The 25,872-nt window shown below is 45.6% G+C and carries 23 protein-coding genes, 1 tRNA gene, 1 other RNA gene and 2 pseudogenes; 14 read left to right on the forward strand and 13 right to left on the reverse strand.

The window, feature by feature from the left end:
* Positions 1-500, forward strand: a pseudogene (locus ACERC7_RS07925) (transposase); the annotation flags it as partial.
* 203 nt (positions 501-703) lie between these two features.
* On the opposite strand, the gene ACERC7_RS07930 reads toward ACERC7_RS07925, so the two are convergent.
* From ACERC7_RS07930 to ACERC7_RS07940, 3 genes are all read right to left on the reverse strand, one after another.
* A tRNA-Thr gene (locus ACERC7_RS07930) sits at positions 704-776 on the reverse strand.
* Positions 777-839: 63 nt separating this feature from the next.
* Positions 840-1,238, reverse strand: coding sequence for a DUF3021 domain-containing protein (locus ACERC7_RS07935; RefSeq protein ID WP_373666637.1), 399 nt, complete (start codon positions 1,236-1,238; stop codon positions 840-842).
* Between the two features lie 12 nt (positions 1,239-1,250).
* Positions 1,251-1,700, reverse strand: a complete 450-nt coding sequence (locus tag ACERC7_RS07940; protein ID WP_373659239.1) for a LytTR family DNA-binding domain-containing protein — start codon at positions 1,698-1,700, stop codon at positions 1,251-1,253.
* A gap of 231 nt (positions 1,701-1,931) precedes the next feature.
* On the opposite strand from ACERC7_RS07940, the gene gshAB reads away from it, so the two are divergent.
* Positions 1,932-4,184, forward strand: a complete 2,253-nt coding sequence (gene gshAB / locus ACERC7_RS07945) for a bifunctional glutamate--cysteine ligase GshA/glutathione synthetase GshB (RefSeq protein WP_373666638.1) — start codon at positions 1,932-1,934, stop codon at positions 4,182-4,184.
* A 121-nt stretch (positions 4,185-4,305) separates the two neighbouring features.
* On the opposite strand, the gene ACERC7_RS07950 is transcribed toward gshAB, so the two are convergent.
* Both ACERC7_RS07950 and rpsO read right to left on the reverse strand, forming a co-directional pair.
* Entirely contained in the window at positions 4,306-4,422 is a 117-nt protein-coding gene (locus tag ACERC7_RS07950; RefSeq protein ID WP_018367803.1) for a putative metal homeostasis protein, read from the reverse strand.
* Positions 4,423-4,533: 111 nt separating this feature from the next.
* The gene (gene rpsO / locus ACERC7_RS07955) at positions 4,534-4,803 is read right to left on the reverse strand and encodes a 30S ribosomal protein S15 (RefSeq protein ID WP_018367802.1); all 270 of its coding nucleotides are present in this window, start codon (positions 4,801-4,803) and stop codon (positions 4,534-4,536) included.
* Positions 4,804-5,007: 204 nt separating this feature from the next.
* Between rpsO and ACERC7_RS07960 the strand changes: the two genes are divergently transcribed.
* Positions 5,008-5,487: a cupin domain-containing protein gene (locus tag ACERC7_RS07960; RefSeq protein ID WP_373666639.1), complete on the forward strand. Its 480-nt coding sequence runs from the start codon at positions 5,008-5,010 to the stop codon at positions 5,485-5,487.
* 2 nt (positions 5,488-5,489) lie between these two features.
* A complete protein-coding gene (locus ACERC7_RS07965; RefSeq protein WP_373659242.1) occupies positions 5,490-6,194 on the forward strand; it encodes a hypothetical protein in 705 nt (234 codons plus the stop codon).
* 65 nt (positions 6,195-6,259) lie between these two features.
* On the opposite strand, the gene ACERC7_RS07970 is transcribed toward ACERC7_RS07965, so the two are convergent.
* Positions 6,260-7,567 carry a uracil-xanthine permease family protein gene (locus ACERC7_RS07970; protein ID WP_373666640.1) on the reverse strand — a complete coding sequence of 436 codons (1,308 nt, stop codon included), beginning with the start codon at positions 7,565-7,567 and terminating at the stop codon, positions 6,260-6,262.
* A gap of 193 nt (positions 7,568-7,760) precedes the next feature.
* Here ACERC7_RS07970 and def point away from each other — a divergent pair, with 193 nt between their 5' ends.
* Positions 7,761-8,372: a peptide deformylase gene (def, locus tag ACERC7_RS07975; protein WP_373666641.1), complete on the forward strand. Its 612-nt coding sequence runs from the start codon at positions 7,761-7,763 to the stop codon at positions 8,370-8,372.
* Positions 8,373-8,527: 155 nt separating this feature from the next.
* On the opposite strand, the gene ffs is transcribed toward def, so the two are convergent.
* From ffs to ACERC7_RS07990, 3 genes are all read right to left on the reverse strand, one after another.
* An RNA gene (gene ffs, locus ACERC7_RS07980) (signal recognition particle sRNA small type) lies at positions 8,528-8,623 on the reverse strand.
* Complete coding sequence (tadA, locus tag ACERC7_RS07985) at positions 8,621-9,133, reverse strand: tRNA adenosine(34) deaminase TadA (RefSeq protein ID WP_373659245.1); 513 nt, start codon at positions 9,131-9,133, stop codon at positions 8,621-8,623. Before tadA ends, ffs begins: the two co-directional genes overlap by 3 nt.
* Positions 9,130-9,909, reverse strand: a complete 780-nt coding sequence (locus tag ACERC7_RS07990) for an MBL fold metallo-hydrolase (RefSeq protein ID WP_373666642.1) — start codon at positions 9,907-9,909, stop codon at positions 9,130-9,132. Before ACERC7_RS07990 ends, tadA begins: the two co-directional genes overlap by 4 nt.
* A 141-nt stretch (positions 9,910-10,050) precedes the next feature.
* On the opposite strand from ACERC7_RS07990, the gene ACERC7_RS07995 reads away from it, so the two are divergent.
* The gene (locus tag ACERC7_RS07995; RefSeq protein ID WP_373666643.1) at positions 10,051-10,653 is read left to right on the forward strand and encodes a hypothetical protein; all 603 of its coding nucleotides are present in this window, start codon (positions 10,051-10,053) and stop codon (positions 10,651-10,653) included.
* A 319-nt stretch (positions 10,654-10,972) separates the two neighbouring features.
* Here ACERC7_RS07995 and ACERC7_RS08000 read toward each other — a convergent pair whose 3' ends face one another.
* The 3 genes from ACERC7_RS08000 to tgt all read right to left on the reverse strand — a co-directional run bounded on the left by ACERC7_RS08000 (position 10,973) and on the right by tgt (position 13,399).
* Positions 10,973-11,611, reverse strand: coding sequence for a uridine kinase (locus ACERC7_RS08000; protein WP_373666644.1), 639 nt, complete (start codon positions 11,609-11,611; stop codon positions 10,973-10,975).
* A complete protein-coding gene (locus ACERC7_RS08005) occupies positions 11,608-12,135 on the reverse strand; it encodes a GNAT family N-acetyltransferase (protein ID WP_373659249.1) in 528 nt (175 codons plus the stop codon). The genes ACERC7_RS08000 and ACERC7_RS08005 overlap by 4 nt, the downstream gene beginning before the upstream one ends.
* Before the next feature lie 121 nt (positions 12,136-12,256).
* A complete protein-coding gene (gene tgt / locus ACERC7_RS08010; RefSeq protein WP_373659250.1) occupies positions 12,257-13,399 on the reverse strand; it encodes a tRNA guanosine(34) transglycosylase Tgt in 1,143 nt (380 codons plus the stop codon).
* Between the two features lie 227 nt (positions 13,400-13,626).
* Between tgt and ACERC7_RS08015 the strand changes: the two genes are divergently transcribed.
* The 7 genes from ACERC7_RS08015 (at position 13,627) to ACERC7_RS08045 (ending at position 24,070) form a co-directional block, all read left to right on the forward strand.
* Entirely contained in the window at positions 13,627-14,388 is a 762-nt protein-coding gene (locus tag ACERC7_RS08015) for a DUF975 family protein (protein WP_373659251.1), read from the forward strand.
* Between the two features lie 572 nt (positions 14,389-14,960).
* Complete coding sequence (locus ACERC7_RS08020) at positions 14,961-15,887, forward strand: metal ABC transporter solute-binding protein, Zn/Mn family (RefSeq protein WP_373659252.1); 927 nt, start codon at positions 14,961-14,963, stop codon at positions 15,885-15,887.
* A gap of 6 nt (positions 15,888-15,893) precedes the next feature.
* Complete coding sequence (locus ACERC7_RS08025; protein ID WP_373666645.1) at positions 15,894-19,397, forward strand: pneumococcal-type histidine triad protein; 3,504 nt, start codon at positions 15,894-15,896, stop codon at positions 19,395-19,397.
* 169 nt (positions 19,398-19,566) lie between these two features.
* Entirely contained in the window at positions 19,567-21,318 is a 1,752-nt protein-coding gene (gene aspS, locus ACERC7_RS08030) for an aspartate--tRNA ligase (protein WP_373666646.1), read from the forward strand.
* Entirely contained in the window at positions 21,311-22,252 is a 942-nt protein-coding gene (locus tag ACERC7_RS08035) for a YitT family protein (RefSeq protein WP_373666647.1), read from the forward strand. Before aspS ends, ACERC7_RS08035 begins: the two co-directional genes overlap by 8 nt.
* 9 nt (positions 22,253-22,261) lie before the next feature.
* Positions 22,262-23,137 (forward strand): YitT family protein, encoded by an 876-nt coding sequence (locus ACERC7_RS08040; RefSeq protein WP_373659256.1) that lies wholly within the window; start codon positions 22,262-22,264, stop codon positions 23,135-23,137.
* Between the two features lie 63 nt (positions 23,138-23,200).
* Positions 23,201-24,070: a YitT family protein gene (locus ACERC7_RS08045; protein WP_373666648.1), complete on the forward strand. Its 870-nt coding sequence runs from the start codon at positions 23,201-23,203 to the stop codon at positions 24,068-24,070.
* Positions 24,071-24,696: 626 nt separating this feature from the next.
* Here ACERC7_RS08045 and ACERC7_RS08050 read toward each other — a convergent pair.
* Positions 24,697-25,206, reverse strand: coding sequence for a hypothetical protein (locus tag ACERC7_RS08050; protein ID WP_373666649.1), 510 nt, complete (start codon positions 25,204-25,206; stop codon positions 24,697-24,699).
* Between the two features lie 469 nt (positions 25,207-25,675).
* On the opposite strand from ACERC7_RS08050, the pseudogene ACERC7_RS08055 reads away from it, so the two are divergent.
* Positions 25,676-25,872: pseudogene (locus tag ACERC7_RS08055) on the forward strand (ISL3 family transposase); the annotation flags it as partial.

Here is a 25,872-nt window from a genome sequence, read left to right on the forward strand (position 1 = left end):
CCGAGAGACGTCAGGAACCGTGTTAAGGTCATCACTATGGACATGTTTAGCCCTTATTACGACATCGCTAAGAAACTATTTCCAAATGCGAAAATCGTTCTCGATCGTTTCCACATTGTCCAGCACATGAGCCGGGCAATGAACAGGATACGTGTTCAGATAATGAACCAGTTTGACAGAAAATCTCACGAGTACAGAGCCCTCAAGCGCTACTGGAACCCTCGCTCTCTCGTTTTCAAGCTCGGGCTAAACTAGTCCACTGGACTAGTTTACTCCAACAAGCCAGTCGTAAACTCAGCGATAAACGCTTTTATCGTCCAGTTTTTCGCAGGCACTTGACTAATCAGGAGGTTGTCACTAAACTGCTCGGCTATTCGCAAGAACTGAAAGATCATTACGAGCTTTATCAACTGCTCCTGTTTCATTTTCAAGAAAAGCAAGCTGACCAGCTCTTTGGGCTGATTGAGGAGACGATTTCAAGCGTTAATCCTNAAAGACAAAACTCGCATTTTCATTGCCATAAACATAAAACGAGAGAAGACAAGAACTGTCCTCTCTCGGTGTTAAGTGGGTCAACCCACTACAGTTGACAAAGATCCGAAAATACCAAATCTTTTTCAAAAGAAAATAAAAAAGCTGGAACAGACCCCTGACTACCTTGCAATCATGGATCTGTCCAACCCTCTGCTAGATCTCTAAACAATGCCGATTATAGGGCTCGAACCTACGACCTACGCGTTACGAGTGCGTTGCTCTACCAACTGAGCTAAATCGGCTAACCTCTTTTATTTTACTACTTGTGAAAAAAATGTCAAGAGGTTTTTTATCTTTTATCTAGTTTACCGTCCTTGTCGCAAATGATTATTAATCCGCTGGACTTTTTGCTTCTCAATCGTGTAAATAATTCCCCAAATGACGAGGTAAATCACAACAAACTCTAAGAAAAACGACAACAACATCGTCAGATTTGAGACATCAATCCAACCATTAAGACTCATCATCCCCAGAGCCAAAGCAAAAATTACCATAAAATGGACAAGTGTTTTGATTAAGGTCGGTCTACTATTATGGTTATCATCATAGATGAGAGCCGACAGTCCCATCAGTCCTGAGCCAATCACCGTGACGAGAACCTGTTGCCAAGACTGACTTGGAATCTCCCAAAACCATAGGCTAAACATGTACCAGAACATGCCGACACCAACACCGTACATCCAACAATCAAGATATTTTTTCATGATCTTTTCTCCTTATAATCCTAATTTTTTCTCAAGATATTTCAAATAGCGACGACTGACCGTTACTTTTGTCTTGCCAGTCAACACAGCAGTCATGTTCCCTGAAAACGAATGCTCCAAATACTGCAACTGCTTAATATTGATGAGCCCGTAGCGGGAAATCTGGAGCAAATCAGGGTGATTCACCCGCTCTTGAAAATGAATTAAGCGCTCCACCGTCCGATAACTCCCTTTTGTCGTCAGCACCTGCAACTCTCCCCCATCCACTTCAACCGCGATCATATCTGCCACTGAGACCAACTGAACACGTTCAGCGGTCTTGATGGGCAAAAGCTCTGTGACCGACTGACCAAAGCCCTCTAGGTAGGTCATCACATCTTGTACTTCTTGGTCAAGCCTCGCTTTTCGGAGGATAACCTCCAACTCTGCCTGGCCATCACTGACTTCAAACGACCATTTCATGCGTATCCCTCCATTTTTTGATAGACGTCTTATCTGCTCTTATTTTAGCAAAATCGCAGAGCTTTGTGACTGATTTTCTGCTCAGTGGTCAAATTTGCCCCTTGAGTGGTCACAAACAGCCGTTAGCGACCTGCAAGACGATTTTTCATAGCAAAAAGTTGAGTTTCCTCCCTAAAGTGTTTACAATAAAATAAGAACCTACCACATTTGAAAACGAAGGAAAGCACACCTATGACCATGGATCAACTACTCCAACAATTACCAGAAACAGCGCCTGTTTTACAGGCAACATTTGGCCTAGAACGCGAAAGTCTCCGTATTACGGATACAAGCCGTGTCGCCCAAACACCGCACCCTAGCCTATTAGGGTCCAGACAGTTCCATCCCTACATCCAGACCGACTATGGCGAAGCTCAGCTCGAATTGATTACACCCGTCGCGCAAACGACAGCAGAAACGCGACGCTTCTTAGGTGCCATCACTGATGTTGCAGGACGCTCTATCGAACGAGACCAATACCTCTGGCCTCTTTCCATGCCACCGCATATCAGTGAAGCTGACGTTCAGATTGCTGCACTAGAGGACCAAACGGAGTACCAGTACCGGGTCGGTCTAGGCAAACGCTATGGCAAACTACTGCAATCCATGAGTGGCATACACTATAATGTTGAACTGGGGACGGACTTGACAGCGCAGCTCTTTGCCCTTAGCGGTTATGACAATCAAATTGCTTTTCGCAACGACCTCTACCTCAAATTAGCCCAAAACTTCCTGCGCTACCGTTGGTTTCTAACTTATCTTTACGGCGCTAGTCCCGTGGCTGAGCGAGGATTTCTCAAGGACACGCTAAACAGTCCTGTCCGTTCTCTGAGAAATAGCTCACTCGGCTATGTCAATCACGAGGACATTCAGGTCTCTTTTGCTGATTTAACGACTTATGTGACACAGTTGGAGGCTTATGTTGCATCTGGACAACTCTCTGCCGAAAAAGAATTCTATGCCCCTGTTCGATTGCGTGGGAGCAAGCACAACCGTGATTACCTCACTAAAGGGATTACTTACCTAGAATTTCGCTGCTTTGACCTCAATCCTTTTGACCCTCTAGGCATCAGTCAACAGACACTGGATACGGTACATCTTTTCATCCTAGCCCTCCTCTGGTTAGACCAGTCTACTTCAGTCGATAAAGACATCGCTGCTGCTAATGACTTGAATAATCGCATCGCACTGGCACACCCTCTGGAACCTTTGCCGGCTGAGGCTGACTATCACAGCATTCTACGGGCAATGACCGAGGTGGTCACGCATTTCCAACTGGATGATTATTACCACCAACTGATTCAGCAAGCTCAAGAAGCAATCAACAGCCCTCGCCTGACCCTATCAGGACAGCTAGTGTCTCACCTTGACGGCCTCTCTTTACAAGATTTCGGACAGCAACAGGGACAAACTTATAGGGCTTACTTCTGGTCCGCCCCTTATGCCCTCAAAGGCTATGAGTCGATGGAGCTATCTACCCAGTTGCTGTTATTTGATGCCATTCAACAAGGACTTCATGTTGAAATTTTAGACGAAAATGACCAGTTTTTAAAACTTTGGCATAATGACCATGTCGAATACGTCAAAAATGGCAACATGACTTCTAAAGATAACTATATCGTCCCACTAGCCATGGCCAATAAAACGGTCACCAAAAAAATCCTTGCAGATGCTGGCTTCCCTGTTCCTGCTGGTCAAGAATTTTCTAGTAAGTCAGCTGCTCGTCGCTACTATGGGCAAATCGCAGAGCAAGCCATCGTCGTCAAACCAAAATCAACTAATTTTGGTCTGGGCATTAGTATTTTTCAGGACCCAGCCAGCCTAGACGACTATGACAAGGCACTCGATATTGCATTTGCAGAGGATAGTGATGTCCTTGTGGAAACTTTTATCCCAGGTATCGAGTACCGCTTCTTTGTCCTTGATGGCAAGTGCGAAGCAGTGCTTCTCCGAGTCGCCGCCAATGTCGTCGGAGATGGCACTCACACGATTGCACAGCTTATTGACCTTAAAAATCAAAATCCTCTAAGAGGCAGGGACCACCGCTCACCTCTAGAACTCATCACCCTAGGAGATATTGAGTGCCTGACCCTCCAACAACAGGGCTATACTCCGGATACCATCCTCCCTGAAGGCATCAAAGCTAACTTACGAGGAAATTCTAACATCTCAACCGGTGGTGACTCTATTGATGTTACCGAACAAATGCACGAGAGTTTTAAACAGTTGGCTGCTGACATGGCAACGGCGATTGGAGCCTGGGTCTGCAGGGTTGACTTGATTATCCCTGACCTTAGCAAAACAGCCAGTAAAGAAATACCAAATTGCACCTGTATCGAACTCAACTTCAATCCTTCCATGTATATGCACACCTACTGCCACGAAGGACCTGGTCAGCCTCTAACAGCTAAAATACTGGCAAACCTATTCCCCGAAATACACTAATGTAAAAATCCAGCAACTATTGCCGGATTTTTATCGTTTTTAGGGGGGTTAAGGACAAAAATTGCGGTCAATCACTGTAAGCCGACTGACCAAAAAAGTTTATCAGGCGACATCTACCTGCTTATTTTTTGCCTTGTCGTTTATGCTCTTTGATGACTTTCAACGCACGTTTGCGGGTTTTGATATTTGGACTTTTTAGCTTGCGATAGCAGCTGGCCAAATCAAGACGTTCTGCCATAGTGTTTCCTCCTTTTTTTTGACGTATTTCTAGTTTATCGCAACTTTGTTAACCGGTAAAGTATTTTGTAAAGTGCAAACCTGCCCAAAGGCAGGTTCTGTCCAATTCATCTTAACGACGAAGACCAAGTGATTGAATCAATTCGCGGTAACGGTTAACGTCTGTACGACGCAAGTAAGCCAAAAGGTTACGACGGTGACCGATTTTTTTCAACAACCCACGGTATGTAGCGTAGTCATGTTTGTGCTCTTTGATGTGGTTGTTCAAGTGGTTGATTTCCCAAGTCAAAACAGCAACTTGTACTTCAACTGAACCAGTGTCGCCTTCGTGGCGCGCATATTGAGCGATGATTTCATTTTTTTTCTCTTTTGAGATTGCCATTGTTTTTCTCCTTTTTTCTCCTCTATCCGAGTGCTGGGCTTGGCAGTCCCAGAACCAAGAAAGAGTTAGTTTCGTCCTTGGACTTCTTCATTTTATCAACCTTTTTCACTTTTGTCAAATGGCAGAGCAAAATAACTGAATTGACCTTAAAAAACTAATAAATTATGGTAAAATAAACTAAAAGACACCAGACAAGGAGAAGCTATGACAACGATTGATGACTGGGTTGAAGCCCTGGAACTTGTTCCTCATATTGAAGGCGGCTATTATCGGCAGATCTACAAATCAAAAGAATCTGCCAGGACAGATCGGGCGCTTTACACCAGTATTTATTTCCTGTTAACGGCGGAAAGTCCGTCGCGTTTTCATCGCCTAACGGCAGATGAAATCTGGTATTTTCATGCTGGCGCACCTCTAACGATTCATATGATACACCCAGACGGAACCTACGAGGCAGTCAAATTAAGCGACAAGGTGCTAGATAATTGCCGCTTACAGTATTGTGTCCCAAAAGGCACTATCTTTGGTTCTACAGTAGAAGACGAGGGTGCCTTTGCGCTGGTCTCCTGCATGGTGGCTCCTGGTTTTGAGTATGAGGATTTTGAACTCTTTGACCGAGTGAAGCTGTTGGCCAGTTACCCTGACCACGCTGACATCATCACCCGCTTAACCAAAGGAGAATGACAATGAAGAAAATCATCCTGACAGTACTGACCAGCTCACTTCTTGTACTCACGGCTTGTCAGTCAACACAAAAAACCAAACCAAGTGTTCCAACGTCAGTCAGCTCATCAAAGCAGGCTAATAGTTCTAACTCCACCTCAACCACCACCAGTTCAAGCTCCCAGACCGAAACATCAAGCCAAACGATAGCGGCATCCAGCTCTGCTATGGCAACGCCAAAGCCCCAAGCTGAAAGCCAACCACCAGCACCGAGCAATGAAGAGCTCTATGCCACCACCCTCCATCTGGTGGCGACGGATACGACAGCGGGGCGGGCAACACACTATGCTTTTGTTGATATTGATAGTAATGGAACAGCTGAGTTGCTGACGAGCCATTTCTTTAATGGACAGATCTCACCAGCCGCCCTCTACTACCTGCAAAATGGGGTACCGACCTATCTCGCGCGGACTTATGTGGCAAGCGCAGGCGGTGGTCGAGAGGGTTTTGTCATCTACCAAGACGGCACTGTAGAATCCGTCTCTTGGCATTCGGCAAGCGGGCAAGGAACTGCTACCCTCTACCAGTTATCACCTGATAACAGCGGGCATTGGGTGATTGGGGAAGCGGACTTTGATATGCGAGCAAGCGGTGTAGCTGAGCCTCATCAGTTTAAACAAGGTAGAGCAGTGCTTGATATGGACAGTTTATCATGGACAGCCTTTTGAGGGTAGGAAAAAAGGGCAAGCCTCACGCAAGACTTGCCCCCTCAACCAGCCTTAGGCTGTTTTTTTTAATGCTTCTTAGGTAGGATAATATTAAGCACGAGAGCCACCAAAGTACCTGTTGAAATCCCTGAAGAGAAAATCATGCGAAAGGCTTCTGGCAGATTATCCAAGATATTGGGACGTACCGTTACACCGATACCTAAAGCAAACGCCACTGAGATAATCAAGAGTTCTCGGTCACCTAACTCAACTTGTCCCAACGTTTTCAAGCCCTGAGCAGCCACTAAACCAAACATGATGACCCCTACCCCACCAAGCACAGGACTTGGCATGACTGAAATCAAAGCTGATAGTTTTGGAAATAGTCCAAGAACAGCCAAAATAGCTCCCGCAACAATCATGACGTGGCGACTGGCAACCTTGGTCAAGGTGATCAAGCCGACATTCTGAGAAAAGGCTGTGTTTGGTCCTGCTCCAAACACCCCTGAAATCATTGACCCAATGCCATCTGCCAAAACTCCAGATGAGATTTGCTCACTGCTCACTTTGGTCTGTGAGGCTTCACCAATCGCCATCACGACACCGACTGTACCGATACTTGACACGATATAAGCTGGCACAAATGATAGGGTGGAAGCCAAGTCAAAGGTAAACCCATAGCGCAAGGGATTGGGTATTGCCAACCAAGACGCGGCTGAAACAGCTGATAAGCCAACCATTCCCAAAGGAATCGAGATGAGGTAACCGAAAACCATGCCGACAAAAACCGCTGCTGTTTTCCACATGCCCTTGCCAAAATGGCTAAGGAGCAGAGTAAACACCATGACCACAAAGGCAACCGCCAAATTCTTAACCGAGCCATAGTCCGCAGATCCAAAGCCTCCCGCAGCCCAATCAATGCTGACAGGTAACAAGGTCACACCGATTAACGAAACCACGATACCAATAATCAGGGGCGGGAAAAATCTCATCAACGGCTTAATAAAACGGCTAAGAACAACCTCCGCAAGAGCTCCTGTGATGGTTGCTGCCACAATACCCGCCACACCAAATTTAGCACCAACAGCAATTGATGGGTTAACAAAGGTAAAGTCAGTCCCCATCATATTAGCCACTCGAGAACCTAGAGGTCCAAGCCCTTTGGATTGAAGAATCGTTGTCAACCCCGACGCAAAAACGGTAGCACTCACCATCAAGGCAGTCTCTTGAGCAGAAAAGTTCAAGGCGCTACCAATCACCAAAGGCACAGCAACGATACCTGCAAAAGCAGCCAAAATATGCTGCAAGGCCAATAAAATTGTCTCAGGCCAGGTCGGTCGATCATCGAGACCATAAAGCAAGGCAGTTGAATTTCTTGAAGAGTTTCTTGTCATTTTCGTTCTCTTTCTTTATTGATTAGAGCCTAATTTTAGCAAGAAAACAAGCTTTAATCAAGTTATTTCTTTAAAAAATATAAAAAAACAATCAAAAAGTTAACATTTGCTGTTTTTTAACCCCCTCTTCAAACTTTCCTTTGTTAGTCTTTTATGGTATAGTAATAGAAATGATTAGACAGGAAGTATCGCAATGACACCACAAGAAAACATTATTCGCGCCAGCCACTTGATTGACATGACTGATATTATCCGCGAAGGCAACCCTACCTTGAGGGCAACAGCCGAACCAGTTAGTCTCCCATTAAGTGATGAGGACATTATTTTGGGGGAGAAGATGTTGCAATTTCTTAAAAACTCTCAAGACCCGGTTATCAGTGAGAAAATGGGCTTGCGAGCTGGAGTTGGTCTAGCAGCTCCGCAATTAGACATCTCTAAACGTATCATCGCAGCTCTCGTGCCAAATCCAGAAGATGCTGACGGCAACCCGCCTAAAGAAGCCTATGCGCTGAACGTTATCATGTTTAATCCTAAAATTGTTGCTCATTCTGTCCAAAATGCCGCTTTATCAGACGGTGAAGGGTGCTTATCTGTTGATCGTCCCATTGAAGGTTATGTCCCACGACATGCTCGAGTAACCATCGATTACATTGATAAAAATGGGCAAAACCAACGTCTAAAACTCAGAGGGTTTAACAGCATCGTTGTCCAACATGAAATTGACCACCTCAACGGCATCTTCTTCTACGACCGTATCAATAAGGCTAACCCATTTGAAGAGCCTGAGGACTTACTCTTGCTATAATAGTTGCCACCTCGGTAGCCACTCACTAAGATTTTTTCGTTAAGCTAGAATTAAGCTAACTCGTCTATACTATAGTCACTCCTAAAATTTTTTCTTTTTCATAACTCTCCTTGAAACGGGCAGGTCCAAAAACCTGCTCGTTTCTTTTGGGCTAAAAACAACAAAAAAAGAGCACAGGCTCTACCTCGCTTAGGGCTGCTGAATTCCTCCCCTGACCCACTTCACGCAAGAACCTTGCTCCGATTCTATTATAGCATATTCTGAGTATTTGACAAGCTTTTTTCACTCTTCTTTCGTTCTCGTCCTTGACGAAAGAACTCCTGCATGATGGTTGCACACTCCTGCTCACAAACTCCGTGCTCAACCGTCACTCGATGATTGAGCCGTTCGTCCGTCAAAATCTCATAGAGGCTACCTGCGGCACCAAACTTAGGATTTTTCGCCCCATAGATAACCTGCGGGATACGGGCAAGCCCAATAGCTCCGCTACACATGACGCAAGGCTCAATGGTCACAAAGAGTGTACAGTCCAGCAATCGCCAGTTCCCGACCGCCTGATTGGCCTCATTGATGGCCATGATTTCCGCATGCATGATGGCTTGGTTGAGTTCCTCGCGCGCATTGTGTCCTCGACCGATAACCTGACCATCCTTGACGATGACACAACCGATGGGAATTTCTGCCTTGGCGAGAGACTTTTCTGCTTCTAATAGCGCCTGCCCCATAAAATAGGCTTTTTCCTCTGGACTGAAATCAATCATGTCAGATCTCCCAAATCCCAAACCTTATGAGGCTGGGCAAGTTCGACAGGAATCCCCTCTGCCCAGTGCTGGGCTTGTTGCCTGAGGGTTTCCAGATGGTTATCTGGTGAAATATGCGGCTCTGGAAACTGAGGCAGATGAGTCAGAACAAGTTTTTTCACGTTTGCTTCTTTGGCAATGAGACCTGCTTCTTTACTAGTCAGATGGGCAGGATGGTTCTCTTTGCCTTCATAAAAATAGACATCGGCTAAAAAGAGGTCTGCACCATTAGCAAAATCTGCCAAGCCATCAAAGTAACCCGTATCTCCTGTAAAGACCAGGACCTGCCCTGTTGCCTGCTCTGCTATTTTCATCGCATAACACAGAACAGGGTGAACGGTTTTCATCACCTTAATGGTGAACGAACCAATCGTGAAGGCTTGATTAGGACCATAAACAATCCCTTCGCTAACATCAGGAATGGTGAGTTTAGCAAACTCATGGGCGTCCTCGGTGTGACCATAGATAGGCAGGACACGAGGTGTCCACTGGTCTTTAGGGTAAAGCTGGCGATAATGGCGCAAGACTCCAAGATCCGCCACATGGTCTGGATGGTAGTGACTGATGATAACCGCATCAAGGTCAAGGGGAGACATGACTTTCTCCAGCTCGTTGAGGGCACGGCTACCGCAGTCGATAAGAAGGGTGAAGCCGTCCTCGCCTGTTAAGAGAAAGCTGGTTGTTCCTTGGTCTTGATAGGGGTAACCGCCCCAGCAACCCAGTGTCTGTAGTTTCATGATGAACTCCTTTGGTCTTTTCTTTATTATATCATAAAAACTCTTTCGGCTTTTTTGTAATCATTCAAGAAAAAGGAAAACCCTATTATTCTGCTGTCAATTACGCTATAATAGGCTTATCTTATCTTTTGGAGGATTATTATGTCACGTTACCTTTCAGGGCTGGTTTGGCTCATAATCACTGCTCTTATCCCACTACTACTCTTAGTTTGTTATGCCTTGGGAGCAGGTGTTGCTGACTTGACACAGATTTTTGCTTTAACAACTGGCATATTTGCTTATGTTTGGCTTTTGGCAGCTCTATTTTTGGCAGGCAAGCCTAAATGGCTTGACGCTAGCAGCGCAGTACTAGGGCAAGTTGCACTGGCTTTGGCAAGCTTGCCTCTATCCTTGTCACATGCCCAGCTGAGTCCAGGTATCAGTTGGGGGAGTTTGTCCGGTCGTCTCGCGCTAATGCTCCTGCTGGCAATGGGTGCCTATAGCCTGATGTTCTGGGGCGTGCAGAACATGTCAAGTCCTTCCAAGGGGCTTCCCTCTCAATTGATGCTCTGGTTCAATCGGTTAATTGCAGCAGCTGTTGGTCTTATCTTTGTCCATGTTCAGTTGATTGAGAGTGTCCGCCAGAATCTGCCATTTATGTTTGTGTTTTATCTGCTGACAATTACGGCATTCGGGAGCTATCTCCTAAAACCTGCCCAACGTGATGAATCAACCTTGCAACAAGCAAAGAAAGCATCACATTAAGAGTCTAGCAGTTAACTATTACACTATAAAATGACTTAGAGTAACGTTTATTGATGACGATACTCTAAGTCATTTAGTCGTTTTAAGATAGTCTTTCCAGCCTCTTACCAGCTGAATAGCCCTGCCAATGGTGATTCTTTGACTGCTCAAACAGCCCCTTCAACTAATCGTTTGAGCAAGGTGGAGGCGCAATTGTAACACCACGACGGGTGACTAATCTTTGCCTCTCAAATCAGCACGACCATAACAGATAAACTGAACAATGCTAACACTTTACACAGACGAAGCCAAGCAATTAGAGCAGTTAGGAGACATTGTTTTAAGACGGCTGTGTCACGTGCTTTACCACAAATCCATCCTCCGACTGGTCAACAAGAATATCTGCCTCTTCAAGCAGGTGCTGGTAGTAGGTCTCGTACTGCTGACGACGCGCCTGATGCGTTTGCAAAACAAATTCAGGAACTCGACCACGATGAGCCACATCCCGCGCCAAACGTCTAGCCAACTCCGTCCCGGGATCGGTATAGCAGGCGATAGACAGATCAAAGAGGGACTGGTCCAAAAAGGCAGAAGACATGCCCTCTACGATAAGAATCGGTTTGCTCCCCGTCAAGACCTGCTGCAGTGCCCAAGGAGAACAGTCGATGGTCAGGACATCCATCCCTTTTTGTAGGGCTTGAATATCTCGCGTCAGGCTGGCTAATTCGTGAGAGACAGGCATAGAAGCGGTCACTTTCTGATGTGGTGCATTCGCAGGCCGAACCAGCTGTCGGAGCTGACCGTCAATGATATAGGCATCCGTTTCGATGAGGTTGACCTGCTCTGGGTTGAGGTAGGTCAATAGCGCAGCTGCTAAGGTTGATTTGCCTGAAGCCCCGTGACCATAGATACGCACCGTATGCCGCTTGCCATCGCTGAGCTGCTCTGCGATGCTCTTAAAAAAATCTGATGACATCATAAGTTCCTCTCTGTTTTTAATCGATAGCGTGCCGCACAAAAGGTGTCGCCTAGGTGGTGGAGTTCCTCAAGTCCTAGCAAGTCACCGCCCTGTTTTTCCACCAGGTGACGGCAAGGCCAGTTGTCCTCATGGGTCACAATCAGAATCGAAGAGACTTGGCGTTGTTGGTAGCGCTCAAGAGCAACGGCCAGCAGCTGACTGGCTATTCCTTGACGGCGATAAGCAGGTGCCACCATATAGCCCACATGCCCAAGTTTAAGACAGTCTGGGTGGTCCAGTTCCCAGAAACAGATGACAAAACCGACAATCTCCTCCCCTACAAAGGCAAAGTAACGGGTATAAGGCGACCAAGCCTGACCCTCCTGCTTGGTCTCTGACTGGTCACTCATGCTCACAAATCGTACAAAATCTTCTACTTGCCACCACTCAACGAAAGGGTTCTTTTTCTTATCCTCAAGCATGGCAGCTTCAAAACTTCTGTAGGCTGCTTCGTCGGCTAGAGTGAGTTTACGGTAGTCTATCATGGCAAGCTCCTTCAGTTGTCTTCTTTCCTGTTGGTAAGGCATTTTGCCTATCTGATTTTTCTTTTAGCCTATTTTAGCTTGACCGTCGTTTGTTTATCAAGCTCTGCCATTTCCTGAAAATCTAGAAATTCCGTCCATTTGTGCCGTAGCCATAGCGCTCCATGAAGTCCTGACGGAATTCGAGCAGGTTGTCGTCCATGATGGCCTGACGGACCTTTTTCATCAAGTTGACCAAGAAATAAAGATTGTGGTAACTGGTCAGGCGAATGCCGAAGGTCTCGTCTGCCTTGAGCAGGTGGCGGATATAGGAACGAGTGTAATGCTGACACGTGTAGCAATCACAATCGTGGTCAAGCGGTGTAAAATCCTCAGCGAATTGGGCGTTTTTGACCACCAGACGACCTTGTGAAGTCATACAGGTACCGTTTCGGGCAATCCGTGTCGGCAAAACACAGTCAAACATATCCACCCCACGAATGACCCCATCAATCAGGCTGTCAGGCGCACCGACCCCCATGAGGTAACGCGGCTTGTTATCAGGCAGGAGCGGCACAGTAAAGTCCAGCACCGCATTCATCTCCTCGTGGGTTTCACCGACTGCTAGACCTCCAATAGAGTAGCCTGGGAAGTCCATGCTGACAAGGTCTGCAGCTGATTGGCGACGCAGGTCCTCGAAGCCCGCTCCTTGGACAATACCAAAGAGCCCTTGGTCATGGGGACGACGGTGAGCTTTAAGCCCGCGCTCCGCCCAGCGACTGGTGCGTTCAATGGATTTTTTGACATAATCATAAGGCTGGTAAAACTGCGGACACTCGTCAAAGCTCATCATGATGTCAGAACCGAGATTGTTCTGAATAGAGATGGCTTTTTCAGGTGACAGGAACATTTTTGAGCCGTTGAGGTGGTTTTTGAAGGTCACACCCTCTTCGGTGATGTTACGGCTGTCTGCGAGGGAATAGACTTGGAAGCCCCCACTATCGGTCAAAATCGCCTGATCCCAGTTCATGAACTTGTGAAGCCCCCCAGCCCGTGCAATCAGCTCATCACCCGGACGGAGCCAAAGATGGTAGGTGTTTGAGAGGATAATGCCTGAGCCCATTTCCTTGAGCTCTTCAGGCGACTGGGTTTTAACCGTGGCTTGGGTGCCAACTGGCATAAACATAGGGGTCGGAAAGGTACCGTGCGGCGTGATAATTTCTCCGAGGCGGGCACCGGTGTGTTTTTCCGTCTTAATCAGACGGTATTTGATTGGGTAATCTGTCATAACTAAGATACCAAGTTCGACCAGAAAACGATAGAAAAACAGGAAGCTGATGAGACACCTGATGTCTTAGCAGTTTATCTTTTTTCCAAGTTTTCCGGACGGGTTCAATTCCTTTCTTTGTGCTGCCAGAAAAAACAGTTCTGGGCCTTAGTGTGCCAGCTGAGCTGGCTTCTCTATTTTACCATAAATTATGCTATAATAGGAAGAACATAATAAAGGAGGACACTATGTCATCGTATGATATTCGCGAAAAAGCCCGTGAAACACTTAAACATCTCCCTACCAAATACCAGCTTTTTTGGCTGCCTATTGCCCTGAGCCTGTTTTTTATGTTTATCCAGCTCAGAGAAACAGCGACTGTTTACAGTGGTTATGCCCTAGCACAAACAGCCTATAGAGGCTCCTCTCTTTTCCCACAGTTAATCAGCTTTATTATCAGTTTAATGGGCTTAGCAACAACCTACACCATGGTTGAAGTGGTGAGACAAAAACGTGACGAGGTGAGCTATAAAGACAGCCTGAGAACCTTCTCAGGACGAATCTTCCTCCACTACCTCTTGCTCTATGTCGTTCGGCTCTTGCTGTTGTTGCCTTGGATCGTTCTTTGCATCGGTCCAGCAATCATTTTATTAGCCTATATGGGGCTAAATTCAGGACATATGAACTCGTTTTATGTTGCCCTCTCTTTTATTTGCTGGCTCATCGGGGTTGTCATGTTAATCATTAAGGCCTATACCTACAGCCAAGCTGAACTGATTTTGCTTGACCATATGGAAGACGGAAAAGATCTTGATCCCTTTGATATGTTTAAAGAAAGTAAGGAGCTGATGGTTGGCAAAAAATTTGACCTCTTTATTCTCCATCTCTCCTTTATCGGTTGGTATATCTTGACAGGGATTACTCTCGGATTGGCTCTTATCTATGTTTTGCCTTATATCACAACAGCTGATGCCATTTTTTATGACCAACTCAAAACGCCTGAACACTAAAGTAAACCCGCTCAATAGAGCGGGCTTTTTAAGTATTTTTATGGCATTATTTAATGTCAAACACCTTCGGTTCCTCTTTCGACATCAGTTCCTTCAGAAGATGAAATTGGACTTAGGATAATAAAGCAATAGGAGAGAAAACAGCACCTACCAGCGACTATTCTTTTATAAGATATAACAAGCGCAGAATCACTTGGAAACCTCACCTCCTGCTATTACAGAATTTCTGTCGAGATAGTGCTGTTAACAATTCTAGTTTTTTGACAATAAGAGCAACAGCTTTGCCAGTCTCGCCAATGGAACTCAGCGGAGTCGTGACCCGCGACTTCTCGTCAATTAAGTCAGCAATGACTGACAAGGTCTTTTTAGCTTGTGTTTTTCAATGTAAAGTATCGGTAACCACGCCAGAACAATCATGGACTTGTCCAATCTGTTCCCTAACCCCGAACCTATTGGAGCACAGCCAGTTTGTGTTCCAAATCAATCTCACTCCTGTAGCGGCATAAAAAACATTGACAAACTACTTAACCAGTGATATAATTTTATTTAATTAATTAGTTAAGGAGTTTTAAATGAAAAAATCCTGTCGCACCCTACTATCCCTCTTACTAACCCTCCTAATCTTGGGAGCTTGTCAGCATAAACCACCTAAAGAAAGTCACGGGTTAAGGATTGTCACTAGCTTCTACCCCATCTATGCCATGACAAAGGAAGTGTCTGGAGACCTCAACGATGTCCGTATGATTCAGTCAGGGCAAGGCATCCACGAATTCGAACCTTCGGTTGCCGACGTCCGCGCCATTTACGATGCTGACGTCTTTATCTACCACTCCCACACCTTGGAGAGCTGGGCTGGACGACTAGATCCAAACCTGGAGCAGTCAGATGTTATCGTTTTGGAGGCCTCCAAAGGCATGAGCCTAAAGCGCGTCCCAGGTCTAGAGGATATTCCTGTCACCGAAGGGATTGATGAGGCGACACTCTACGACCCACACACTTGGGTTGACCCCATTTTAGTGGCTGAGGAGGTTAGGTTAATAGCAGAGCAGTTGACCAACATTGACCCAGACCATGCAGCCACCTACCGGAAAAATGCTGACAAACTGGCAAAAGAAGCTGAAGAGTTGGCAAACCTGTTTGAACAACGTTTCGCCAAAACTAAGGCAAAAACCTTTGTCACTCAGCACACTGCTTTTGCCTACCTAGCAAACCGCTTTGGTTTAGAGCAGCTGGGCATCGCTAGCGTCACTGCCCAAGAACCAAGCCCCCGACAACTGGCAGAAATCAAAGAATTCATCGATACCTACCATGTCACTACCATTTTTGTCGAACGAGGGGCTTCAGACAAGATGGCAAAAGCCCTGGCGACATCAAGCAAGGTGACCCTCAAAATCTTAGAGCCTCTGGAAGCTGACCCACAAAACAACCTCAGTTATCTGGAGAACCTCAGAGCCAATCTCACCATTCTCGCAGAAGACCTTGAAACTAGAAAGGAATAAGAATCCATGAAGAAAAAATACGTTTATAGCTCCGCTGCAGCAATCCTACTCTCCGTGATTAGTTACCAAGTTGGGCATCATCAAGCCCTTGACCAAAATGAGGAAAACCGTGTCTCTTACATCAGCTCGTCAGAGCAATCAACTGGTAACAAGAAAAAAGTCCTCACTGATACAGCCAACATGAGCCCTGACGAGGTCAGCGCTAAAGAAGGGATTAACGCTGAACAAATCGTCGTTAAAATTACCGACCAGGGTTATGTGACGTCACATGGTGATCACTACCATTTCTATAATGGTAAGGTGCCTTTTGATGCTATTATCAGTGAAGAGTTGATCATGAAAGATAGCTCCTATGTCCTCAAACAAGAAGACATCGTCAACGAGGTCAAAGATGGTTACATCATCAAGGTCAACGGCACTTACTATCTTTACCTCAAGGATGCCAAAAAAGCCACCAATGTCCGTACTAAAGAAGAAATTATTCGCCAGCAACAAAGCACAGGTACTGTTCGACCAAGTCAGCAAGGGAAACAAGGAACGCCTACCACAACAGATAAGAAAAGCGCAACAACGACCAAACCTTACACTACAGATGATGGTTATGTATTTAGCCCAACAGATGTGATTGATGACTTAGGTGATGGCTTCCTCGTGCCGCATGGTGACCACTTCCACTATATCCCGAAAGCTGATTTGTCTCCAGCAGAATTGGCCGCTGCGCAAGCCTATTGGAACGGTAAAAAGACACCTGCTGGTAACTCTATTACCCCTGCACAACCACAGGTTTCTACAGGAAAAACACCAGCTCCAACAGCTAGTCGACAACCTCATGAGCCACTACACACTACTCAACCTGCACCGTCAAATCAGCCTATCCAGCCTGCACCAAATCAAGCAGGACAACCAGATAATACAGATAACTTAGACAGCTTGCTACAGAGGCTTTACGCTCTACCGTTATCTGAACGTCATGTCGAAGCAGACGGTCTGGTGTTTGATCCAAAAACGATCAGCAAGTGGACCGAGCGTGGTGTCGTCGTACCTCACGGTGATCACTTCCACTTTATCCCTTACAGTCAGATGTCAGAGCTTGAGGCTAAGATTTCTCGTTTATTGGAACAAGGGAATGAGTTGACAAATCCAAGCTCCCCTCTGCAACCTGAGTTACCAAGTCAACCAGAGCCTCAGCCTACTCCTTCAAGTCCAGTAGAGCCTGAAGAAACTGATGAGCTAGATCAGCCAAATAATGTAGAAGAAACAGAAGCAAATCAACCAGAAGACGACAATACCGCATTACCAGAGCGTCGGTACTTTGACTTAAGTAAGTTGAATATTCTTAAATCACCTAAAGGTAAAGATGGTCTACCTTACACAACCAGCGATGGCTACACCTTTAGTCCTGAGAGCATCATAGCCTATGATGACGAAGGTTTCCGAGCAAAACACGATGACCACGAGCACTATATCTTCTACCATGAATTAGAAGACGATGAGCTTGAAGCTGCTGCAGACTACATCAATCGTGAGGGAATTGAAGCAACTCCACCGAGCACCTATTCAGCAACAGAAGTCGATGCTAAATTAACCTTTATTTCCTTGGAAAACCAAGTCCCTAAAGCTTTGCTTAAAGTGAGTGGCAATCAGGTCATTATCCCACACGGCAACCATTCTCACACAGCTAACCTGGAGAAGTATCCGACACGCTTGATAGCTAGTGATTTTGACAACACTGAGGATTACCGTGACTTGCTCATTCGACTGAAAATGGGGAAAATTCGTTTGCAGGAGGGCGTCATTGCTGTTTTCCGTGATGATGCAATTGTGACAGCTAGTTATCAAGATGGGACGGAGAAGGAATTTCCGCTTGCTTCTATTACCCTACCATTGACCTATGACGAGGTTGACTACAGTGACCTTGTCACCTACAAGCATCCGCAAGAAGCAAAACTCCGTTACATTGCTAAGCAATACAAGGTGCCACGTAGCCATGTGCGACCTCTCTTCGGCAATTTAGTTTTTGTTGACGGCCATGGTGGGGTTGACTTGAGTCTTGTTGACATCAACGACCCTGTTATCTATACCTTGAAAGATAAGACTAAGCCAGCTGATGGAACGACCTCACCAATACCAAACGAAGAGACAACAACCACGGATGAGGAGAAGGTTTCTGAAACGGATGAAGCTGATACAACAGACCCCCTTCCGAGTCAGCCAACCGAGCAACCTCAGCCTAAACCTGCTAACCAGAGAGCCGAACTATTAGCTTATCTAGGACAATATTATGGTGACAAGGCAAGCACCATTGCCTATATGCCAGGTATTGGCTATGTCATCACACCTATGGTAGGTGAGGAGAATCTAATATTATCAGAAGCGACTGTCCTAACAAGCAAAGAAAAAGGAGAAGCCCTACCTGACTTGGGCAATACTGCTGACGGTGACGAACCAGAAGAGCAAGACTCCACTGAACATAATAACTCTACTGAAACGCCAAGCCAACCAACAACTGATGAGCACCATAAACCAACGCCAGTAGCTGAGCGCAAAGGCAAGCCAAACTCACAAATTATTTACAGTCCTGAAGAAATCGCTGAGGCTAAGGCTGCTGGACGTTACACCACCTCAGATGGTTATATCTTTGATGCCAAGGACATTGAACGTGAAGAGGGAGATGCCTACATCGTTCCTCACATGGACCATAGCCACTGGATTCCTAAGTGGGACCTCTCCTATACTGAACGCCGAGCAGCCGAGAAAGAACTAGCCAGTCGTAAGCCAGCAGAAACAGAACCAAGCCGTCCAACGCCACAGCCAAATGACGGTCGCCCAAGGGAACGAGCTGTAGACATCTTTGACAAAGCAGAGCCAGCCAAACGTATTCCGATTGAGAAGATGCCGTACAATTCTGCCTACACCGTCGCGGTTACCAACGGTTACCTCATCATTCCGCACTACAACCATTACCACAACATTGCTATTGCTCGCTTTGATGATTTGTTTGAAGCACCTGCGGGTTACAGCCTAGAGGATCTCTTTGCTACTATCAAATATTATGTAGAAAATCCTGATGAACGCCCTGGTTCAAAAGATGGATGGGGGCGCGATAGCGACATCATGAAAGGTCGTGGCAATGCTGAAAACCGTCCGAATTACCCTGTCGGAAAAGAACCTGATGAAGAAACCGAAGACGAGACGACAGACACATCATTCCCAGAATCCGAACCTGCTGATAGTGATGAGACACCTGACACAGAATCACCAGCTCAACCTAGTCCGACAGAAACGGAACCAACTAGCACAGAGGATGATAACCTAGACGACTATGACCGTGAGATGCTCAAGCAAGCGACTGCCTTTGGCATGGACCGAGAGGTTTTTGAGGACAAGCTCTACGAGCTGGCAATGACCTATGGTGTCGGTGTGGATACCTTCACCTACGACCCAGAAACCAAATCCGTCCGACTGATTGACAAAAAAGGACAAGCCCACATCATTTCACTTGTTGATTAGATTCTAAAAAGAATTTAGCCCCGACTATGGCTAAATTCTTTTTGCTGCCAAAGTGTCAGAAAAATGACTAAAAGATGCTGGCAATGACACTGTTTTTTCAGCAAAGAACAACCACAAGCCCTCTCTTTTATGGTACAATAGTAGAGATTACAAGATTTTGGAGAATGATATGACACGTAGTATGTATGCAGGCCGTGTTCGTGCTGAACACATTGGACAGACGCTGACCCTGATGGGCTGGGTGGCTCGCCGCCGTGACTTAGGCAGCTTGATTTTCATTGATTTGCGCGACCGCGAGGGCATCATGCAGTTGGTGGTTAACCCTGAGACAGCGTCTAGCGATGTGGTGGCTATCGCCAATGGCTTGCGCAGTGAGTTTGTCATCGAAGTGACAGGCGAGATTTTAGCCCGTGAGCAGGCGAATCCGAACCTACCAACAGGCGAGGTAGAGATGGCAGTTGCCAGTCTTCGTGTACTGAACGAAGCCAAGACCACACCATTTGAAATCAAAGACGGTGTTGAAGTCAGTGACGATACGCGCCTGCGCTACCGCTACCTTGACCTGCGCCGTCCAGAAATGCTGGACAATTTCAAACTCCGCGCCAAGACCACACACGCCATCCGCAACTATCTGGATGAGCTGGAATTTATTGATGTGGAAACGCCGATGTTGACCAAGTCAACGCCAGAAGGAGCGCGCGACTATCTGGTGCCGAGCCGTGTGCACGAGGGTCATTTTTACGCCTTGCCACAGAGCCCACAGATCACCAAGCAGCTTTTGATGAATGCTGGCTTTGACCGCTACTATCAAATTGTCAAGTGTTTCCGTGACGAAGACCTGCGTGGGGATCGCCAGCCGGAATTTACCCAAGTGGACTTGGAGACCTCTTTCCTGTCTGACCAAGAAATCCAAGACCTCGTTGAGGGGATGCTGGCTCGTGTCATGAAGGAGACCAAAGGTATCGACGTCAGCCTGCCTTTCCCACGCATGAGCTATGATGTCGCTATGAACAGCTACGGGTCAGACAAGCCCGACACCCGTTTTGATATGCTCTTGCAGGATATCTCAGAGCTAGCCAAAACCGTCGACTTCAAAGTCTTTTCAGAAGCAGAAGTAGTCAAGGCTATCGTGGTCAAGGGGGCAGCCGACCGTTATTCGCGGAAGGACATCGACAAGCTGACAGAATTTGCCAAGCAGTTTGGTGCCAAGGGTCTGGCTTGGGTCAAGCACACAGAAGCTAGTCTCAATGGACCGATTGCCAAATTCTTGCCAGCTATTGAGGGTGACTTGATAGCTCGTCTGGAGTTGGTTGAGAACGATTTGGTGCTCTTTGTTGCAGACAGTCTTGATGTTGCCAACAACACCCTCGGCGCTCTTCGTAACCGTCTGGGTAAGGAGCTCGGTCTCATCAACCCAGACCAGTTCAACTTCCTTTGGGTCATCGACTGGCCACTCTTTGAGTATTCGGAGGAAGAAGGGCGCTACATGTCTGCGCACCATCCGTTTACCCTACCAACAGCTGAAACAGCAGATCTCTTGAACGGTGGCGACCTCAGTCAAATCAAGGCTGTCGCCTATGACATTGTCCTCAACGGCTACGAGCTAGGTGGCGGTTCTTTGCGGATCAATCGCCGCGACCTCCAAGAACAAATGTTTGCGACGCTTGGCTTCTCCAAGGAAGAAGCACAGGAGCAATTCGGCTTCTTGCTAGAGGCGATGGACTATGGCTTCCCACCGCACGGTGGCTTGGCTATCGGTCTTGACCGCTTGGTCATGCTTCTAGCTGGTAAGGACAACATCCGCGAGGTCATCGCCTTCCCGAAAAACAACAAGGCCTCTGACCCGATGACCCAAGCCCCAAGCCCAGTTGCCCAGAAGCAACTGGACGAGCTCGCCCTCACGATTAAGAATAATGGTTAAACAAGCAAGTCTTCCTAAAAAATGTCGCTTTGCGATAAAGCGTTTGGCGAAAAAGGTCGGTCTATTTCAGACCCTCCGTAGCATTTCCAGAGAAAAGTACACTGAAAAATTTTCAGCGTCTTTGCTCTATGGTTTGCTATCTAGTATCGCTGTCAACTTTTTCTTTGAACCCGGCAATGTCTACGCCAGCGGCGTGACAGGTCTAGCCCAAGTTTTGTCAGCGCTTAGTCAACGCACCTTAGGAGTAAACATTCCTGTGGCAGCGATTTTCTATGCCATTAACCTACCTCTCCTAGTTTTGGCTTGGCGGACCATCGGGCAAAAGTTCACTATTTTCACCTTTATCACAGTGACCATGAGCTCGCTTTTTATCCAGTTTATGCCCCAGATTACCTTGACGACTGATCCTCTAGTCAATGCGATTTTTGGTGGTCTAGTCATGGGAACTGGTATCGGTTATGGTCTCAAATCCAATATTTCAAGTGGTGGAACGGACATCATCAGTCTAACGATCCGACGTAAAACTGGGCGCGACGTAGGACGTATTTCCCTGATTGTAAATGGTGTCATCATGGTCTTTGCAGGTCTCTTGTTCGGCTGGCAATACGCCCTTTACTCCATGGTGACCATCTTTGTGTCTAGCCGTGTCACTGATGCCATCTACACCAAACAGAAAAAAATGCAGGCGACCATCGTGACCAGCCATCCTGACCGTGTCATCAAAATGATTCACCAGAAACTTCATCGAGGGGTGACCTCTATCAACGATGCTCAGGGCACCTACGAAGGCAGCAAAAAAGCAGTACTGATTACCATCATCACTCGCGCTGAGTTCTACGAATTCAAATACCGTATGAAAAAAGCTGACCCAAATGCTTTTGTCTCGGTTGCTGAAAATGTCCAAATTATCGGACGTTTCGTGGATGTGGATTAAGGAGAACTCATGTCAAACAAATACGTTTTTCATCCTAAAAATTTCCTACTGATTGCCCTAGGATGTGCAATCTATGCCTTTGGCTTTGTTATTTTCAAAATGCCCAATCAAATTGCTGACAGCGGGATGTCAGGGGTCGCATTGATTTTGCATGCTCTCTTTGGCATCAATCCCACTATCACAGGCTATCTGATCAACCTTCCATTGATTATCTTAGGGGCTAAACTCTTCGGTCGCAATGCCGTCATCTATACCCTCCATGGCACCGTCATGCTCTACCTCTTTATTTGGCTTTGGCAACTATCAGGTATTGCCGTTGACCTGCAAGGAGACAACACCATCATCGCTATTCTAGCAGGTGTCACCGCAGGTTTAGGAGGAGGATTGGTCTTTCGTTTCGGTGGAACCATGGGTGGCTCAGATATTATCGCAAGAGCTTTGGAAGACAAATTAGGTATTCCACTCGGAAAAAGCCTGCTTGGCATCGATGTCATCGTCATGTTATTGTCTCTGACTTACGTCTCTATTCCAAAAATGACTTATGCCCTGATTGCCAGTTTTATCTATAGCCAAGTGGTCAACGTCGTCGAGCGTGGTGGGTACTCTGTCCGTGAAATGATGGTCATTACAGACCAGCCTGACGCCATTTCCCAACAAATCATGCAGGTGCTCGGGCGAGGCGTGACCTATTTCCAAGGCAAAGGGGCGTACTCTGGCAAGGACAAGCAGGTGCTCTACATTATTTTGAACCCTAATGAGGTACGTGACGCCAAGCGTATTGTGACAACAACTGACCCACAAGCTTTCTTGTCCGTCTCCAATGTTGAAGAAGTTGTCAGCCCAGAATTTGTCATCAAACGCAGTAAGTATCGCCAAGTCACTTAGCATACTAGCTAACAGACGACCAGCACACAGCCACAGACATTTAACTTTGAGAAAGGAACAGAGATGTTTCAACTTAACAAAACTAGCCTGCGCGACCTTTTCATGATTGCACTAGGAACAGCCATTTATGCCTTTGGCTTTGTTCAATTTAACATGGCCAACCATCTGGCTGAAGGAGGAGTCGCAGGTCTCACCTTGATTATTTATAACCTAACAGGATTAGATCCTTCCTATACCACATTACTGATTAATTTTCCCCTCTTTATTCTCGGGGCAAAAATCCTAGGACGTAAAAGTATGGTGCTGAGTATCTACGGTACTCTGACAATGTCCGCTTTTATCTGGCTCTTTCAGAGGATTGCATTGACTATTGATGTCAATCATGATTTGCTCATTGCTTCACTGCTTGCCGGTTTATGTGCTGGTATCGGTAGCGGCCTCGTTTTTCGCTTCGGTGGAACGACAGGCGGAACAGACATCATTGCTCGTATCGTTGAAAAGGTGTTGCATGCACAAATCGGAAAAACCTTGTTGCTTGTTGATATCGTCATTCTCCTCCTGTCACTCACTTACATCAATATCCAACACATGATGTACACACTAATTGCTAGTTTTGTTTATAGCCAAGTGATTACAATCATCGAAAACGGAGGCTATCAGGTTCGTGGCATGCTGATTGTTTCCGACTTTGCGCCAGCTATTGCCAAACAAATCCTTGATAACCTCGAGCGTGGTGTAACCTATCTGGAAGGCGAGGGCGCTTATTCTGGCAGAAGTAAGAAAGTTATCTATGTTGCCTTGAATCCGACAGAAGTCCGTGAAGCTAAGCAGATTATCGCTCAGATAGACCCAGATGCGTTTGTTTCTATTCTCAACATTGACGAAGTCATCAGTTCAGATTTTGTGATCAATCGCAAGAAAATTAAAGTATGATTCCATACTAGGAAATCATCAGCAACGAAAACCCTGTGTAACAGTTTGACTTTAGTGAGTTAGCTGCCACACAGGTTTTTTATGTTATAGTGTTTTAGTTTTTATGTTATACCTGATTCCGTTTATCTCGTTGTTCCATACAGCTCGCCTTCTTATTTTTTAGGCTTGCTTCTCCACCTGTCGACTGAGCTGTTGGAGCTGTCTGCGATAAACATCATCGTCCTAAATGAACTATAGTTTGACCAAGCTTGATTAGGAAGCGCCTTTGAACCACAGTATGATAGACCCGTTGCTCTCGCGCATTGCAGATAATCAGGGTTCTATAAGACTGCAGTGGGTCGATCCACTACGGAGATTATAGAGCCAAAAGAGAGAACCAAATCGGTCCTCTCCAGATGCTAGCTTTTCATTAACCCACTACAGTTGACAATGAGCCGGTTTATTAAATATAAAAACTAAAACTTACTGTCTTTTTTTATAAAAATTTATAAATATTATGACTAGAGAAATAATTACTAAAACAAACTCTTTGGAATCATTTTTAATGAAATAACTCAATATAAAAAAAGTTATAACTAAAATTAAAGTGAGATTATTGATAATTCTTTTTTTCATGTAATACCTTTTTATTCAAAGCATTCTGAATAAACGCTACCTAATGAAAATAATTCTAATAGTATTTCTCGCCCACTAACATTAGCAGCTGCTGCTGCAACCGCAGCTTGAGCAGCAGCAAGTTTTGCTCTAGTTGCTTTAAATTTGTTATAGAGCCCAACAGCTTTATACACAAAATTAGCAGCTCCACCTAATGCTTTTAATGCACTTTTTGCCTTAGCAATTTTTGCTGGGGTGAGATTCACAAGCAATGCAACCCCTACGGCAGAAATACATCCTACAACTCCTCTTTTTTGTCTTACTCTTTCACTTACTTTTATTCGATTAATCCCTTTCTCATGGAAATATTGATTTATACTCTCAGAGCCACCTGCGATTACTTCATCTGGTAAATTTTCAATCGCACTTAAAATTTCAAATTCTTCTTCTCCTAAAATTAATGTGCCATCGTCGAAGAATTCCACACCTTCATATGAGTAATCTGTTGAATAATTATTTTCAACCAAAGATACATCAACCACATCAGTATTCGCATTTTCATTTGCATAAACAGTACTTGCTTGAACAAGTGGAGCAGCTACCCACTAAGGGCAACAAATAGTAATATTTTGGGTAAAAAACGTCTCATAATTGTAATCCTTTCTAACAAACAATTTCAACACCCCTATTGTACTCCTAATTTAATTAAAATCAAGTCTGTTTTTTTCAATTTTTTTATGATATAATGAAGAGGTTTGTGAAGTTTTACAACCCTTAATTGAAATATGTTTAGTCGTACATTTGTGCGGCTATTTTTTCGGCTCTATAAGACTGTAGTGGATAACTCCACCGTAGCGATTATGGAGCCTCTTTTAGTGTAGAAAAAAAGTCCCATATGACCCACAATGAAAAACGTTCCACTAACATTTAGAAAGACTCATATGGAATAAAGAACTAGCCAGGGAAGTGACTAGTTCTTCCTGAGCCTAAAAGTCGAAAAGCGAGGATTTTATCACAAACCTACTCGAAATCAAAGACCCAAATATCACTATTTTGGAGATTGTGGACACCAGAAGCCACAAGGAGGTCATCGCTAAACTCGATTACCCTGCTCCAAAATGCCAACATTGCCAGGGACAGATGGCCAAGTACGACTTCCAGAAACTATCCAAAATACCTTATCTTGAGTGTGCTGGTTACAAGACACT

The organism is Streptococcus sp. E17BB (genome assembly GCF_041807725.1).
Classification (GTDB): domain Bacteria; phylum Bacillota; class Bacilli; order Lactobacillales; family Streptococcaceae; genus Streptococcus; species Streptococcus entericus.